Origin of the sequence: Aeromonas sp. 102P (genome assembly GCF_051920345.1) — a bacterium.
GTDB lineage: Bacteria > Pseudomonadota > Gammaproteobacteria > Enterobacterales > Aeromonadaceae > Aeromonas > Aeromonas veronii.
The window spans coordinates 2,962,763-2,978,800 of the sequence record NZ_JBQBCZ010000001.1; the positions used below are offsets into that span (position 1 = coordinate 2,962,763).

Annotated in this window: 10 protein-coding genes; 2 read left to right on the top strand and 8 right to left on the bottom strand. The window is 60.7% G+C overall.

Annotated elements, in window-relative coordinates; translation table 11 throughout:
* Positions 1–114: 114 nt before the first annotated feature.
* The 7 genes from guaD to mocA all read right to left on the bottom strand — a co-directional run bounded on the left by guaD (position 115) and on the right by mocA (position 12,302).
* Positions 115–1,431, bottom strand: a complete 1,317-nt coding sequence (guaD, locus tag ACTG1K_RS13860) for a guanine deaminase (protein ID WP_193859222.1) — start codon at positions 1,429–1,431, stop codon at positions 115–117.
* A 52-nt stretch (positions 1,432–1,483) separates the two neighbouring features.
* The gene (locus ACTG1K_RS13865; RefSeq protein ID WP_040069821.1) at positions 1,484–3,007 is read right to left on the bottom strand and encodes a nucleobase:cation symporter-2 family protein; all 1,524 of its coding nucleotides are present in this window, start codon (positions 3,005–3,007) and stop codon (positions 1,484–1,486) included.
* Positions 3,008–3,102: 95 nt separating this feature from the next.
* Positions 3,103–6,000 (bottom strand): molybdopterin-dependent oxidoreductase Mo/Fe-S-binding subunit, encoded by a 2,898-nt coding sequence (locus ACTG1K_RS13870; protein WP_440005759.1) that lies wholly within the window; start codon positions 5,998–6,000, stop codon positions 3,103–3,105.
* Positions 5,997–6,773, bottom strand: coding sequence for a molybdopterin-dependent oxidoreductase FAD-binding subunit (ygfM, locus tag ACTG1K_RS13875; RefSeq protein ID WP_440005761.1), 777 nt, complete (start codon positions 6,771–6,773; stop codon positions 5,997–5,999). Before ygfM ends, ACTG1K_RS13870 begins: the two co-directional genes overlap by 4 nt.
* A gap of 80 nt (positions 6,774–6,853) precedes the next feature.
* Complete coding sequence (gene ssnA / locus ACTG1K_RS13880; RefSeq protein ID WP_440005763.1) at positions 6,854–8,182, bottom strand: putative aminohydrolase SsnA; 1,329 nt, start codon at positions 8,180–8,182, stop codon at positions 6,854–6,856.
* Between the two features lie 30 nt (positions 8,183–8,212).
* Positions 8,213–11,323, bottom strand: a complete 3,111-nt coding sequence (ygfK, locus tag ACTG1K_RS13885) for a putative selenate reductase subunit YgfK (protein WP_440005765.1) — start codon at positions 11,321–11,323, stop codon at positions 8,213–8,215.
* 331 nt (positions 11,324–11,654) lie between these two features.
* Positions 11,655–12,302, bottom strand: coding sequence for a molybdenum cofactor cytidylyltransferase (mocA, locus tag ACTG1K_RS13890; RefSeq protein WP_440005767.1), 648 nt, complete (start codon positions 12,300–12,302; stop codon positions 11,655–11,657).
* A gap of 1 nt (position 12,303) precedes the next feature.
* On the opposite strand from mocA, the gene yqeC reads away from it, so the two are divergent.
* The gene (yqeC, locus tag ACTG1K_RS13895; protein ID WP_440005769.1) at positions 12,304–13,152 is read left to right on the top strand and encodes a selenium cofactor biosynthesis protein YqeC; all 849 of its coding nucleotides are present in this window, start codon (positions 12,304–12,306) and stop codon (positions 13,150–13,152) included.
* Between the two features lie 27 nt (positions 13,153–13,179).
* Positions 13,180–14,772, top strand: coding sequence for a selenium-dependent molybdenum cofactor biosynthesis protein YqeB (gene yqeB / locus ACTG1K_RS13900; RefSeq protein ID WP_440005771.1), 1,593 nt, complete (start codon positions 13,180–13,182; stop codon positions 14,770–14,772).
* 119 nt (positions 14,773–14,891) lie between these two features.
* Here the strand turns inward: yqeB and ACTG1K_RS13905 are convergent, their stop codons facing one another.
* Complete coding sequence (locus ACTG1K_RS13905; protein ID WP_005360785.1) at positions 14,892–15,977, bottom strand: calcium/sodium antiporter; 1,086 nt, start codon at positions 15,975–15,977, stop codon at positions 14,892–14,894.
* Positions 15,978–16,038: the final 61 nt, after the last annotated feature.

Here is a 16,038-nt window from a genome sequence, read left to right on the forward strand (position 1 = left end):
CCATTTCACGTTCTATGCGGGGAGATCCCCTGTGGTGCGGCAAGACTGGCCTCCTGTTGGGTACGCCAGCCGCCGTATTCGTTGAGGCTGCGCCGCGGCAGCCCACTCCAGCCCCTACCCCCGTTCATGCACCAGTTGGCCATCCACATAGGTGCGGTAGATGGATCTGTCATCCCCCAGGGTCAGCAACACAAAGAGCTTGTCCCGCAGGGTGGTGGAGTTGTCATAACGCAGCTGCTGCAGCGGGGTGGCGACCGGGTCGAGCACCACGAAGTCCGCCTCCTTGCCCACCGCAAAGCTGCCGATCTTCTCATCCAGCCCCAGCGAATGGGCGCCGCCCAGGGTGGCCAGATAGAAGGCCTGATAGGCCGAGAGCCGCTCGCCCTGCAACTGCATCACCTTGTAAGCCTCGTTGAGGGTCTGCAGCATATTGAAGGTGGTGCCCGCGCCGATGTCGGTGCCCATCCCCACCTTCACCTGCTTGCGCCACGCCTTGTGCAGCTTGAACAGACCGCTGCCGAGATAGAGGTTGGAGGTGGGGCAAAACGCGATGGTGGAGCCGGTCTCCTTCAGGCAATCCCACTCCTGCTCTTCCAGATGGACGCAGTGGGCAAACACGCAGTTGTGGCCGGTCAGCCCATGCTGGTGATAGACATCGAGATAGCCCTTGTGCGCCGGGAAGAGGGATTTGACCCAGGCAATCTCGTCCTTGTTCTCGCACAGATGGGTGTGCAGATAGGTGGTGGGAAACTCTTCGCGCAGCCGCCGCGCCATCGCCAGCTGCTCGGGTGTCGAGGTGGGTGCAAATCGTGGTGTGATGGCATAGAGCAGGCGACCATTGCCGTGCCAGCGCTCGATAAGCTGCTTGCTCTGCACATAGCTGCTCTCGGCGGTATCGAGCAGATAATCGGGCGCATTGCGATCCATCATCACCTTGCCCGCGATCATCCGCATATTGATGCGACTGGCCGCCTCGAACAGGGCATCCACTGACTCGGGGTGAACGGTGCCAAACACCAGCGCCGTGGTAGTGCCGTTACGCAGCAACTGCTTGATAAAGAAGGTGGACATCTCGCGGGCATACTCGAGATCGTTGTAACGCCGCTCGGCCGGGAAGGTGTGGCGGTTGAGCCACTCCAGCAGCTGCTCGCCATAGGCTCCCACCATTTCACTTTGGGGATAGTGAATGTGGGTATCGACAAAGCCCGGCACTATCATCTTGCCGCGATAATCCCGCACCCGCACCTCGGCCGGAATGCGATCTTTCCCCTCCTCCCACTCACCGAACCAGTCGATGCAACCGTTGCGAATGATCAGCAGACCATCCTCGATAAGGCGGGCGTTGGACTCAATCTCCTCGGGCTGCTCCACCACCCGGGTGATATCGAAGAAGCTGCCGCGTACCGCTTTGACAGAGTTGTCATTTTTCATAACCGTTTCCCTGTTTTTCTTGTTCTGTTGACGTTTTTTGCCGGTTTAACCGTCAGATCCGTTCCACTTGTGGCGCCACCGCCTGCCCGGGCACAGGCTCTGGTGACCCCTCCCCCTTGCTGGCCGATGGCTGGCCCGCACTGCGGGCGGTAAAGATCACATCCGGCTTGTCGCTCAGCTGGATCACCTCCACCGCCTCGGCATCCCTGACGGCCGCCTTGCGCTTGCGGCTTTGCGGCAACACCAGATTCATGATGATGGCGGTGATGCCACCGGCACAGATGGGGTTCTCCACCAGCATGTAGATACCCGCCGGCAGCACCTTGAAGACGTTCGGGTCATAGGAGACACCAAGCCCAAGACCCAGCGAGGTGGCGACAATCAGGGTCTCCCGCCGATCGAAGCCGTGGCTGATGATGATGCGACCACCGGCGATGGCGATCATCGAGAACATGATGACCATGGCGCCCCCCATCACAGGTGACGGTATGGTGGTAAAGAAGCGCCCCACCACCGGGAAGAGCCCCAACAACACCAGAATGACGGCAATAAACTTGCCCACGTGGCGTGAGGCCACCCCGGTCATCTGGATGACGCCATTGTTCTGGGCAAAGGTGGTGAGCGGCAAAGAGCCGAGGGCCGAGGCGATCACCGAGACCAACCCATCAGCCAGCACACCGCCGGAGAGCCGTTTTTGAAACTCGGGGCCCTGAATATCCCTGTGGGAGACCATGGCGGTAGCGGTGATGTCCCCCACCGCCTCCAGCACGCTCAACAGATAGATGGTGCCCGCCAACATAAAAGCGTGGAAATCGAAGGAGAAACCGTACTTGAACGGGATCGGCACCGTAATAAGCGGCAGGTTCTCAAGGGCGGAAAAATCCACCATGCCGAGCATCAGGGCCACCGCATAACCCACCATCAGACCGATGGCAATGCCGCTCATCCGCAGCAGCGGGCTTCGGCTGCAGTTGAAGGCGACGATGACGCAGAGCACCAAAAGCCCCAGCCCGATGTGCTCGTATTTGCCGAAAGTGCCGCTGCTCATGGCGGAGAAGCCGCCGCCAAAGTCGATGATCCCCACCTTGATAAGACTCAGACCAATCATCAGCACCACTACCCCGCTCACGGTCGGGGTGATCACCCGCTTGAGGTAGGGCAGCACGAAGGAGGAGCCCATCACCAGAAAGGCGCCGACAAAGGAGACCCCGAGCAGGGTCGAGACGATCAGCTCCTCGTGGATGCCATCTTTCTTCATGGCGCCGCCGAGCGCGATCATCACAGTGACGAAGGAGAAGTTGACCGACTGAATGGAGAGCAGCCCCGAACCTATGGGGCCATAGCGGTTCACCTGCAGCCAGGTGCCGATACCGGAGGCGATCATCGCCATGGAGACCAGATAGGCGGTGATCTCGGTGGAGAGGCCCAGAGCGCCGCCGACGATCAGCGCCGGGGTTACCATGGGAACAAAAATCGCCAGCAGATGGGTCACTGCGCCCATCAGGGTTTGATAAAACGGGGGTTTGTCTTCCAGCTCGTAAATGAGATCCGAGTGCTTGCGTGTTGTTTTAGACATCGTGTTTGTCCCATCACACAGAATGTAGGCGGAGTACTCATTCCGCCGTCAGGCGCTGGGGGCGAGCTGGCGCCCGCCCCTCACCTTTTCTTTTGTTATGCCGACACTTTTTGCTCCAGCTTGCCCAGTTCGCGCAGGATCTGCTCCGGCGTGAAGTGCCACTTGCGCAGCCAGACACCGCAGGCGTCATGGATGGCGGTGGCGATGGCGGGCGCCGCACCGTTCACCCCGATCTCCGAGATGGACTTGGCGCCGTAGGGGCCAACCTTGTCGTCACTCGGCACCAAGAAGGCCCGGAAGTCGCGCGGAATGTCGCCAATCTTGGGCGCGCCATAGCTCTTCAGATCCCGGGTGAGCGGGATGCCCTTGCTGTCGTAGCAGATCTCCTCGCTCATGGTGTGGCCGATGGCCCGCATGGTCGCCCCGTAGATCTGGCCGAGGGCCAGCTCTGGGTTGATGGGGGTGCCGCAGTCGAGCAGGGCGTAGAACTTGTCGAGCCGGATCTCGCCGGTTCTGACGTTGACCGCAACCTCGGCGAAGTTGGCCCCATACGGGAAGGCAAGCTCCGAGGTGATGTAGCTGGCGGTGCCCACCAGAATGCCGAAGCCGGTACCGGTCTCCGCCTTGTGGGCCAGCTTGGCGAGGCTCACCTCCCCCAGCTTGCCGCACACTATGCCAGGATGAACCAGCTCTACGTCTTCGACCGGCTCGCCCAGCATGGCGGCGGCGTGGAACAGGATCTTCGCCTTGAGGTTCTCGGCCGCCATCTTGGCCGCATTGCCGGAGAAGCAGGTGCCTGACGAGGCGTAAGCCCCCTTGTCGAACAGGGCGTGGTCGGTGTCGCCAGAGATCACATGCACATCGCTGAGCGGGCAACCGAGCACCTCGGCGGTCAGCTTGGCGACCACGGTATCGAGGCCGGTGCCGATATCGGCGCCACCGGAGTGGACGATAAAGGTACCGTCCGATTCCAGCTTGACCATGCAGTTGGCCTGATCGATATCCGGGATCCCCGATTTTTGCATGATGATGGCGACGCCACGACCGATGCGCCAATCCCCGTCGGCGGGTTTGGGGCTATCCCAGGCAATCAGTTCGCGACCCTGTTTGAGGATGGGTTCGAGGGCGCAGCTGGCGGCGTGGGGCACAGAGGTAGGCATCTTGCCCTCGCCGATGGCACCCAGAACCTTGAGGATGTCCCCTTCGTGCACCCGGTTGTGCTCCACCATGTCGAGCTGATCGATACCCAGTTTCTCGGCCAGCTCGGCAATGGCCATGGTCAGCGCGAAGTTTCCCTTGGGCGCGCCGTAGCCCTGATAGGCGCCGGTCGGGCAGATGTTGCTGTAGTAGGTATTGACGGTAAAGCGCACGTTGTCGCACGGATAGAGCGGCAGGGAGAGCGCAGGGCCGTTGCTTGGCACCGTCAATGAGTGGTTGCCATAAGGGCCGGTGTTGGCGCGAAAATCCATGTCGATGGCGGTGATGGTGCCATCTTTTTTGGCCCCCACTTTCACCTTCACCTTGGCCACGTGGCGGGAGGTGTTGCTGATGAACTCCTCTTCACGGGTGTAGCGGAAGGTAACGGGACGGCCGGTGACCTTGGTCGCCCAGGCGCACACCTCTTCCAGCAGGATATCCTGCTTGGAGCCAAAGCCGCCCCCTACCCGCTCCTTGATCACGTGCACCTGATGTTGCTTGAGGCCGACGATCCGCGCCACCTGGCGGCGCACGTGCCACGGCACCTGGGTGGATGCGTGAATGACCAGACGATCCCCATCCATGTAGGTGAAGCAGATATGTGGCTCGGTCGGGCACTGCTGGGCCTGGGTCGATTCGTAGGTGCGCTCGACAATCTCGTCCGCCTCGGCAAAGCCTTTGGCCACATCGCCGATCTGGCCATGGACGCTGGCGGCCAGGTTCTCGTGGGGGCGGGAGCCGATGGGGAAGTTGATGATCATGTGCTCATCGCCGCGGCGCACCGAGCAGGCGTTCTGCTGCTCCAGATCCGCAGGCGCACCAGCCATGTAGACGATGGGCTCGTCGTGCACCAACGGTGCATTGGGAGCCATCGCCTCATCGATGGTCATGACCGCCGGCAGCACTTGATACTCGACCTCGATGAGCTTGAGCGCGGCCAATGCGATGGCTTCACTCTCGGCCACCACGGCGGCAACACGATCACCTACGTGGCGCAGCTTGCGGCCAAACATGCGGCGATCCAGCGGTGACGGCTCGGGGGCACTCTGGCCACCCGGGGTGTAGTAGATATCCGGGCAATTGAGGTGAGTGATGACATGCACCACCCCCGGCATGGCTTCGGCGCGGCTAACGTCGAGTTTGGTGATCACCGCATGGGGATAGGGGCTGCGCAGCATCTTGATGACCAGCGCATCCTCGGTGACCCGATCCTCCACGTAGCAGGGTTTGGCCTGCACCATCTTGGCGGCGTCCACTTTCGGGCAGCTCTTGCCGATATGGCGCAGATCGTCACGAAACTCCGGGGCGATCTGGCACAGGTAATCGGGATCCTTCATCCGTGAACTGGCCAGCTCGATGGCCTGATAGAACTGCTGGTAGCCGCCGTCCCGGTGAAAGAGACCCGAGAGCGCGTCGTCGATTTGATCACGGCTGGGTTCGGGATGGCGATCAAGCAGGTCGGTAACGATAAGCGCCGCAGCCGGATCGTTGTAGCCGGACTGCACCACGCCCACGTCCACCATGGCCTGCTGCACCAGACTAAGCTGGTTCCAGCTGCCCAGCGACTCGGCGGTGCGCACCTGCGCCCCATCCAGTTGTGCGGCGATCAGCAGGGAGGCGTTGATCACCTTGCCATTGAAGAGAATGGCGTCGGAGCCGGCAAAGCCAAAGCCGTCGTCGCTGTTGCGCACCGAGTGCATCCGGCACTGGTTGAACAGCACCCGCTGGGCATTCTCGCCAGCCGGGGTGATGACGGTGCGCAGGGCACCGTTCAGTGTGAAGTTGAGTTCCATCATGCCTGTACCTCCTGCTGCTGGCACTCGACCAGCAGATCCGCCACCACTACACCGGTGATATACCGCTTGTAACTTATGCTGCCCGCCAGATCCTCACGGGGCGCAATCAGCTCGCTCACGGCGGCCTCCAGCGCGGCATCGTGCAGTTCGCGGCGCTCCAGATCCCGCAGGCGCATCGGCTGCGGGGTAACGCCAGCGACGGCTACCCGCATTTCGCCAATGCTGTCGAGGGCTACCGCGGCGGTCATTACTGCCAAGCCATCGGCGTTGCGGCTGATGCGGCGGGTGGCGCAGCGCAGTTCGGGCTCCGGCAGCACAACTCCCAGCACCAGGGCATTGCGCTGACCCGCCAGATAGGCGTCGATGGGTTGCAGCAGGTTGTTCTCCAGCACCACCACCGCTTCGAGTACCAGCAGCACCGGCAGCAAGGGGGAGTCCTGCTGTTGGCAGGCAAGTTCGCCGCCGATGGTGGCCTGATTGCGCAGATGGCGGGAGTAGACAAACCCCAGCGCATCGCACAGGGCGGCCGGGGTACGGGGATCATCTTTCAGGGTCTGCAGGGTGACGGTGGCGCCGATATGGAGCTGGCCGTGCTGCTGCTCAATCTGGTTCAGTCCCAGCTTGTCCAGCGAGATAGCGACCTTCTTGTCGGTGCGAGTCGGAGCGGCGTTAAGCTTGCTGCCGCCTCCCATGTAGACGGCGTCGTTGCCGAAGCTGGCCTTGAGTTCCAAAGCCTGACCCAGTTGCTCGGGTCGGAAGAATTGCTCAATCATGTGTCGTCCTTACTCTTGCTGCCCGCCGCCGGGAAAATCCACAGGGCGGGCAATCCGGTCCAAAACTGTGGAAGGTGGCCTTAGGCCAGCTGATCCATCCGTTGCCACAGGCGGCTCGCCACCTTGCTGGCCTGCTCGTAAATGGGCGCGACATCGAACGGGAACTCGCGATCCTGATAGACCATGCGCCCCTCCACCATCACGCTGTTGACGCTGTTCGATCCCATGCCGAAGGCGAGATGGCCACCGAGGTTACGCGGCGCCAGCGGGGTCGGTGCGTCGTAGTCGCAAATGGTGAGGTCGGCCTTGTATCCCGGCTCCAGGCGGCCAAATTTGGCGCCGAAGTTGCGCTCCAGCAGGGTGTTGCCGTTCCACAGGAAGCGGGCAAAGCTGTCAGGCCACAGGGCGCCACCGGCATCCTTGTGCTTGAAGTAGGCGAACTTGAGCTCTTCGAGCATGTCGGAGCCGATACCATCGGTGCCAAGCGCCAGATTGCGATACTCCGGCAGGTGCATGTTGTAGCCCACGTGGTTGTTCATGTTGGAGCGGGCGTTGTGTACCAGGAAGGCATCGCGGCTGTTGAGCAGCTCGATGTCAGACGGGCTCAGGTAGATGCCGTGGGCAACAAGCGACTTCCTGTCGATAAGGCCAAACTCGTCCAACCGGGCGATGGGCTCCTTGCCGTAGTGGTGGTGGCCGTGAGCCATGTCGTAACGGTCTTCCGCCACATGGATATGCAACCCGCGACCGATGACCTGCACCGCTTCACGCAGCATGGCTAGCCCCTCGTCGGGGACGGTGAAGGGGGCGTGGGCACCGATATGAGCCTCCACCAGATAGGGTTCGTTCCCCTTGGCCTTGGCCGCATCGATCTGTTGGGCGAACAGGATGTTCTCCTCTACCCCGGCCTGCAGCTCGGCGAGACCGCCGTTGCGATCCGTGGTTTCGAAGCAGGTCATGCCGCGCAGGCCCGCCTCCATAAACCCTTTGCGCAGCACATTCAGGGAGCCCTTGATGAAGTTGGGCGACGCGTGGTGGTCGATCACCGCGCTGCAGCCGCTCTTGATCGCCTCCAGCGAGCAGATGAGGCCGCTGTAGTAGAGGGACTCTTCATCGAGCGCCCGATCGAGCCGCCACCAGAGGTTTTTCAGGGTGGAGATAAAGTCTGGGCAGGGGGCAATATTGGCCATGATCCCCCGCGACAGGCCGGAGTAGAAGTGGTTGTGGGCACAGACGATGCCCGGCATCACCAGCTTGCCGCCCATCTCCCGATAGTTGGCCTCCGGGTAGAGGGCCCGCAGATTGGGCCCCACCGCTTTGATAAGGGTGCCTTCGATGGCGATATCCACCCCTTCCAGCACCCGGGTCGGCTCCAGCTGGACGGCGGTGACGTTCTTCAGAATAAACATGGTTTGCTCCTTCGCTTATTCGTTATTCGCTCAGACCTCGACGGCCCCCAGCAAGTAGTGGTGATGGGCGTGGACATGGCTGATGATCCGGCATATATCGCCAAGGGCCGCTGGCGCATCCTTGATCCGGCTCTGGGCGTCTATGGTCAGGCGATAGGTCTCGCCATCCTGACGCACCCGCAGTTCGCCACCATCCGCCAGATAGAAACCGGGGTTGCGGCTGTTGTCGAAGTCCTCGGGCAGGCTGAAGATGGTGACCTTGTCCTGATAGGGCTTGCCCTGCCACGGGCAGAACTGGGCGCAGTTGCCACACTCGTTGCAGTAGGCATCCAGGTGCAGGGTCTGGAACTGATCCTTGAAGCCCGGCACCGCGATGGCGACGTTGGCCCGGTTGGGGCAGACATCCACGCACTTGCTGCAGAGGTAGTTGCACTCGAGGCAACGGTGAGCCTCTTGCGCCACGAAGGCATCGCGCTCGCTCTTGTCGACCAGGGTGACGGCGATGCTCCCCTTGCGGCGGTAGATCTCATCCTTGCCCGACGGCTGGATGGTCACTTCACTCTGCTGGCTGGCGATATGCTCGCGAGAGAGCACCAGATCCGCGGCGCGGCGGGCACCACCGATGGCACCGACGATGGAGGATGGGCCGCTCTGCACGTCACCAATCAGGAAGACGTTGCGACGGCTGGTTTCGCCAGTCTGGCCATCCACCTCGGGCCAGCCATCGCTGCCAAGAGGAATGCCCATCGCTTTGAGCACCTCGCAGTCAGGCTGCTCGCCGATGGCGGTGATCAGCGCATCCATCTGCATCACTTCGGTCTGCTCGGTGGGCACAGGACGGCGGCGGCCCTGCTCGTCAGGATCCCCCAGCGCCATCATCCGCACGGTGAGCTTGCCATCTTTGTCAAAACGCTCCGGATTGGTGAGGAAGCAGAAACGTACCCCATCCTCCACTGCTTCCAGATACTCCTCGCGATAGGCGGGCATCTCTTTTTCGCTGCGACGGTAGATCACGGTCACATCGCTGACACCCGGCACCTTGAGGGCGGCGCGGGCGCAGTCCATGGCGGTGTTACCGGCACCGATCACTGCCACATGGCGGCCCAGCGGCAGCGGTTTGCCCTGATTGAAGCTGCGCAGGAAGTTGAAGGACTTGTAGACCCGATCATGCCCCCCTTCGAGGCGCATGCCGCCATTCTTGTCGGCGCCGATGCCGACGAAGACATAGGTAAAGCCTTGGGCGTGCAGCTTGTCGACGGTGAGCGCAGGATCGCAACCAAACTCGAACTTGACCCCGTGAGCGGCGACAAAGTCGATGTCGTGCTGGATAAGCTCAGCCGGAATGCGGAACTCGGGGATGATGTGCTTGACCACGCCACCGGCATCCGCTTCGCGCTCGAACACGGTGACCGGATGACCGGCACGGGCCAGGAAGTAACCGGCGGAGAGACCGGCAGGGCCTGCACCAATGACCGCAACCGGATGCTTGTCACCGCTGCCTGCCGGTTTGTGCCAGCGGGCCTTGTACCCTTCCCAGCCGCGCTCCAGCGCCACTTTTTTCAGCTCGCGGATATTGAGCGCGCTGTCGTAGTCGAGACGGGTGCAGTTGTACTGGCACTGGTGATCGCAGATATGGCCGGTGATGGCGGGCAAGGCGTTGCGCTGATAAATCAGCTCAAGGGCCGCGACATACTCCCCCTCGCCCATCAGGCGAATGTACTCGGGGATATCCTGATGCACGGCGCAGGCGGTGACACAGGGAGCAACGTAGCAGTCGGTCAGCGGCAGGCCGCCCCCCACTTCGATGCGATCGTCAGACTTCCACTCCTTCTGGGTGTAATCCATGGTGAGGGCCTTGGCGGCAAGCGCCTCCAGCTTGGCCACGTCCACCTGACTCATGCCCCAGCAGTCCGACGCATCTATCTCTTTGAGGCACTCAATCTGGCGCAGGTAGCCACCCGGCTTGAGCAGGTCGGTGGCCATGGTGATGGGACGAATACCAGTCTCGAAGATCTCCGCGATATTGAACTTGCTGGCACCACCGGAGTAGGAGATGGGCAGCTTGCCATCGAAGGCGCGAGACAGCACGGCCGCCACGTTGATGGAGAGCGGGAACAGTGCCCTGCCGGACATATACATCTCATCGCCGGGCAGTGCCCCTTTGCAGTTAATGGTGCCGAGGGTGTTGGTCAGCTTGACCCCGAAGGTGAGCCCCTTCTCGGCCCCCAGCGCCATCAAGCGGGTCAGCATCGCCTTGGCCTGATCCAGCTTGAGGTCGTGATCGAACGACTCTTCGCTCAGACCGATGTAATCAAAGCCGCAGGTATCGAGGATTTCGCGCACCCGCGGGTAGCCCAGCAGGGTCGGGTTGAGTTTGACGAAGGTGTTGAGCCCCTTCTCTTCCAGCATGTAGCGGCAGATGGCCTCAATTTCGTTCGGCGGGCAGCCGTGCATGGTGGAGAGGGTGACACCGTGCACCAGCTCGGCCGGGATGCGCTCCACCAGCTGTTGCAGGCGATCGCGCCGCGTCCCCAGTCCCAGCTCGGCGATAAACTGCTCGTCGGCCACCAGCTCGCGCAGCACCTGCTGGTACTCGGCAAACTTCGGACTTTGGCTTGCATCCATCAGGCTGTGGATAAACTGCTGCATCGGTGGCTGTTTGATGCCATCGAGGTTGTAACCCACGCTCATGTTGAAGATGAAGGACTTGGCCTCCCCCTCAAGACGCGGATCGAACACCTCCTCCAGCAGATAGAGAGCAAACCAGGCTTTAAGATACTCGTCGAACGCCTTGGGCAGGGTGAACTCGGTAGACCACTCGGTGTTGAAGCACTCATCCTCGGCGTCGATACAGGGCTTTTCCAGTTCGAGACGGTCCAGGATCTGCACCGTCTTGAGCTCGATAAAGCGCCCGCCGGTCAGCCAAGAGGTGACGATGTTCTGGGCCAATTGGGTATGGGGGCCGGCTGCCGGGCCGATGGGGGTCTCGCAGGTTTCACCGAACACCTTGATCTTGCGCTCGTCCTGCTTGCGATAGAATTGCGCGGCGGGAATACCGAAAATGCTCTGACTCTCTTTATATTCCGCGAAAATACGGATCAGCAGATTCTTGAACGGAACGGGTCGCATAATATCGCCCATGGCTATCTCCTTGCAGCTGTTCTGCCCATTGGCAGCATGAATAAATGGGGTATCCCGCACGGGTGTTCCCCCTTGGCAAGGAGAGGAGCAACTATCAGGCCACTACAGTTGCAAAACGAGCTACAAAACTATTTTTTAGGGTAAAAGCGTGAGGCAGCTCCAATTAATGGAGAGAATTTACGATGCCACCATTATGGGTATTGCGAGTAGTTATCAATCACTCTGGAATTTACTTAATGAGCAGTTCAAAAAGAACTCGCCCTATCAGATTAAGTGCGAGAAATATCACTTTGATACGCCATTTATCTCCCCGTTATCTTTTTAAACTGGGTTATTTCGTGGGCTCGCTCTCATTTTCAAGAATGCCACCCAGCAGCGCCTGATAGCGCTCCGGGGTATCCACATCAAACAGGATGGCGGCGCTGTCGACCGGCACCATACGGTGCGGATGCCCTTGCAACCAGCGCCGTATCGACGACTGCACCGGGGCAGCAGCGAGCTCGCGGGCAAGGGATTTTGGCAGCAACACCGGATGGCCCGCCTCCCCCTGCCAGGTGGGAAAGAGAGCCTCACAACCCCGTGCCTGCCAGAGCTGTTGATAGACATCGCGCGGGATACAGGGGAGATCCCCGTGGCTGATAAAGAGGTAGTCAGCATCGCTGGCCGCCAGGGCGCAGCGGATGGAGCTGCCCAGCCCCTGCCGATAGTCGGGATTGTGGACGACAACAATATCCGGCCGTGATCCGTAGCGGGCTTGAAGCTCCTCGCCACGATGGCCCACCACCAGAATAACCCGCTGACAAAAAGCCAGGGCATTTTTGAGACTTGCATCAAGCATTGTCCCCTGGCAATAAGGTAGCATCATTTTCCAGGTACCCATTCGGGAAGATAAACCCGCCGCCGTTATTATACAGTCACACTGCACTTGTTCCTGGCAACGTTGTTTTCCACACCCTTCGATATTTATTTTGGTCGTCATTATGTCGCTACCACACGTTGTTGCTGTCGCATTTCCAGATATAGATCCGCTATTAAACCCGCTCACCAAAAATATTGATAGCCATACCACCTTAATTAGCCTCTGCGGGGCCGGTGGAAAAACCAGCACACTGTTCTGGCTGGCGGAATATTTTTATAAGCAGGGTAAAAGGGTGCTAATTACCACCACCACTCGGATGTTTCTGCCTGCCCCGTCACACTATCGGGAATTGATTATCGAGACGGATCCCGTTCGTCAACTTACCCGTTGTCAGGCGCTACCGGATGGCCCGGCGCTGGTTGCCCTGTTCAGCCATCTCGACGAGCGCACCGGAAAGGTGGCGGGCCCCACGCCCCAACAGATTGATCTCATCAAGGGGCAGCAGCGCTTCGATCTTATCCTGGTCGAGGCGGATGGCGCCCATCACAAGTTATTGAAAGTGCCCGCTTTGCACGAACCTTGCATTCCTCAGCACAGTGATTGGGTGATCGCCCTGACAGGCGGCGCCATGGTGGGGGCCAATGCTGAACCGGCGCAGATCCACCGCTGGGCAGAGCTTCAGGCCCTGTGCGGGATAGAGGCCGGTGACCCGCTCGACTGGGCCCTGTTTCACCAGCTGCTCTCCCACCCCGAGGGGCTGTTCAAAGGCACCCCGGCCAGGGCGCGCCGGATCTGGTTTATCAATGGGGATTATCAAAATGAGGCGTCGTGGCTGGCTGAATTGATAAAGCTGCATAGCCGCCACCCCGAGATCTATGCCATCTGGCAGGGGGCGGTTCGCGAACCACAGCCCATTCGCCTCGCACTCGGTTACTTCGCTCAGGATGAGGCACAGCCGCCTCGCCCATGATGGTTTAAGGATAAGAAGAGGTACCTTATGAATCTGTTTGCACACGCAGCCCGACTGGAACAGGAGAACACGCCGTTTGCCATGGCCCAGATCATCGAGAGCCGGGGCTCCACCCCGCGCCATCAGGCCCAGATGCTGGTGATGGCCGATTGCCAGATCCTCGGCACCATCGGCGGCGGCATGATCGAGCGGTTGGTGATCGAAGAGGCCGTGGCGGCCATTGCCGAGCGCAAGCCGCGCATCTTCCACGGCCGGATGGCCCGCAACGGCGAACATGCGGTCGGGTCGGACTGTGGTGGCGCCATGTCGGTCTATATCGATGTCTATGGCCTGCGGCCACGGCTGGTGCTCATTGGTGCCGGTCACGTCAACCGGGCGCTAGCCCATGCCGCGGCGCCACTGGGTTTTGATATCCATGTGGGCGACTGTTTTGAAGGGAGCCTCAACCCCGATCACTTCCCCGTCGGCACCCATCTCAAACAAGCCGATACCATCAGCGCGGTGATCGAGGCGCTGGCCATCGAGCCCGCCAACTTCGTCATCATCGCCACCAACCATCAGGACAAGGAGGCGCTGGAGCGGCTCATCCACCGTCCCCTCGCCTATCTGGGGCTGCTCGCTAGCAAGCGCAAGGTACAGACCTTCACCCAGGCGCTGCGCCAGCAAGGGGTGAGCCAGGAACAGTTGCAGCGGCTGCACGCCCCCATCGGTTACAACATAGGAGCCGAAACCCCGGAAGAGATCGCCATCAGCATCCTCGCCGAACTGCTGCAAGTGAAAAACGGCAAATCGGGTGGGCTAATGCAGGATGACGTGCGGCTCAAGCGGGATAAGCTGGTGGTGATGCGTGGCTCCGGCGATATCGCCACCGGGGTGGCGCTGCGCCTGCACAATGCAGGCTTCAAGGTGGTGATGCTGGATCTCGACAAACCCACGGTGATCCGTCGCACTGTCGCCTTCGCCCAGGGGATGTTTGACGGCGAAACAAGCGTCGAAGGGGTACGAGCCAAGCGGGTCGAGAGCGTCGAACAGGCGTTCGAGCAGCTGGATCGGGGCGTCATTCCGCTACTGGTTGACCCCGACTGTGCCACCCTCGCCGAGCTCAAGCCCCACTATCTGGTGGATGCCATCCTCGCCAAGCAAAATCTCGGCACTCACAAGGAGATGGCCCCCATTACGGTGGCCCTTGGCCCGGGATTTGAGGCGGGACGCGACTGCGATGCGGTGATCGAGACCAACCGTGGTCACCATCTTGGGCGGGTCATCTATCAGGGCCCCGCCCAGCCCAATACCGGCATCCCCGGGGTGATCGAGGGGCACTCCGCCCGCCGGGTGGTGCGCGCCCCCGTCGCCGGAGTGATGAAGAGTGTGATCAAGCTCGGCGATCTGGTGCAGGAGGGGGATGTGATTGCCCATGTGGGGGATGCTCCCATTATCGCGCCGCTCTCTGGCATGGTGCGGGGGCTGCTCAGCGATGGCATCGAGGTGACCGTCGGCTTCAAGATCGGTGACATCGACCCCAGAGGCGAGCGGGCCGACGCCACTACGGTATCGGACAAGGCACGCGCCATCGGCGGCGCCGTGCTGGAAGCCATGATGCATCTAGCCCAGCGCCGATAACGGCTCTTCGCGTCCCTCTTCAGCACCAAGTTCAGCACCAAGCAAAAGCCCCACCATGATGGTGGGGCTTTTTTCCGCCTGTCGGTTGATGCAGCTCCTTTACATCAGGGGAACCTGCATCACGACCGGGTTCGTTGCAATCGCCAGGCCCGCACCGCCAGCACAACCAGAGTGATGGCGGTGAGCGGCAATACAAAACCGGTTAGTGCTGCGCTGAACTGACCTTGCAGCGGACTGGATGTAGCGTGGAGGATCAGCCAGCAGGTGTAGCCGATGTAGTAGGCCAGAAACAGCGCCCCTTCCCAGCGGGCGATGGTGTAACCGGTAAAGAAGATGGGCAGGCAGGCAAGCGCCACCGCAATCATTACCGGAATATCGAACTGAAGGGCGGTGGCCGACACTTCAAGCCCACCGGGAGTGACGATGGAGGTGAGCCCCAGCACGCAGAGGATATTGAAGATATTGCTGCCCACCACGTTCCCCACCGCGATATCCCGCTCCCCGCGCAGGGCTGCGACGATGGAGGTCACCACTTCGGGCAAGGAGGTACCGGCCGCCACTATGGTCAAGCCGATGATCAGATCGCTCACCCCGAAGTAGTGGGCAATCTCCACTGCACTGCCAACCAGCAGGCGGGAGCCGAGGATCAGCAGACCCAGACCTGCGGCAATAAAGAGCAGATTGCGCAACCAGTTGCCCGCCGTACTCGCTTCACGGGTACCAAACTCCTGCTCGTACTCCGCCTGCACCGCTTTGTTTTCCCGTCGACTCTGGACAAAGAGAAACCCGGTGTAGGCGATGATGCCGGCAAACAGCAGCGCCCCTTCCAGTGGCGCAATACGGCCATCGTAGCCCAGCAACAACACCAGAAAAGAGACCACTATCATCAAGGGAACGTCGAGACGTACCAGTTGCTGGGAGACGGTCAACGGTACGATCAGTGCCGAAATACCTAAAATAAACAGCACGTTGAAAATATTGCTGCCGACCACGTTCCCCACCGCTATCCCTGCCTGCCCCTCGAGGCCAGACTGGATGCTCACCGCCAGCTCGGGAGCACTGGTCCCAAAGGCCACTATGGTCAATCCCACCACCAGTGGCGATATCCCCATCATGGTGGCGAGGCGAGATGCGCCCCGCACAAGAGATTCGGCCCCCACCACCAGACACACCAGGCCTACAGCCAACCACACCAGCGTCATCATACGGTCTCATCCTTGCCGTTAGGTTCGTTGAAATAATCACAATAAATCAGATACCTGTGCT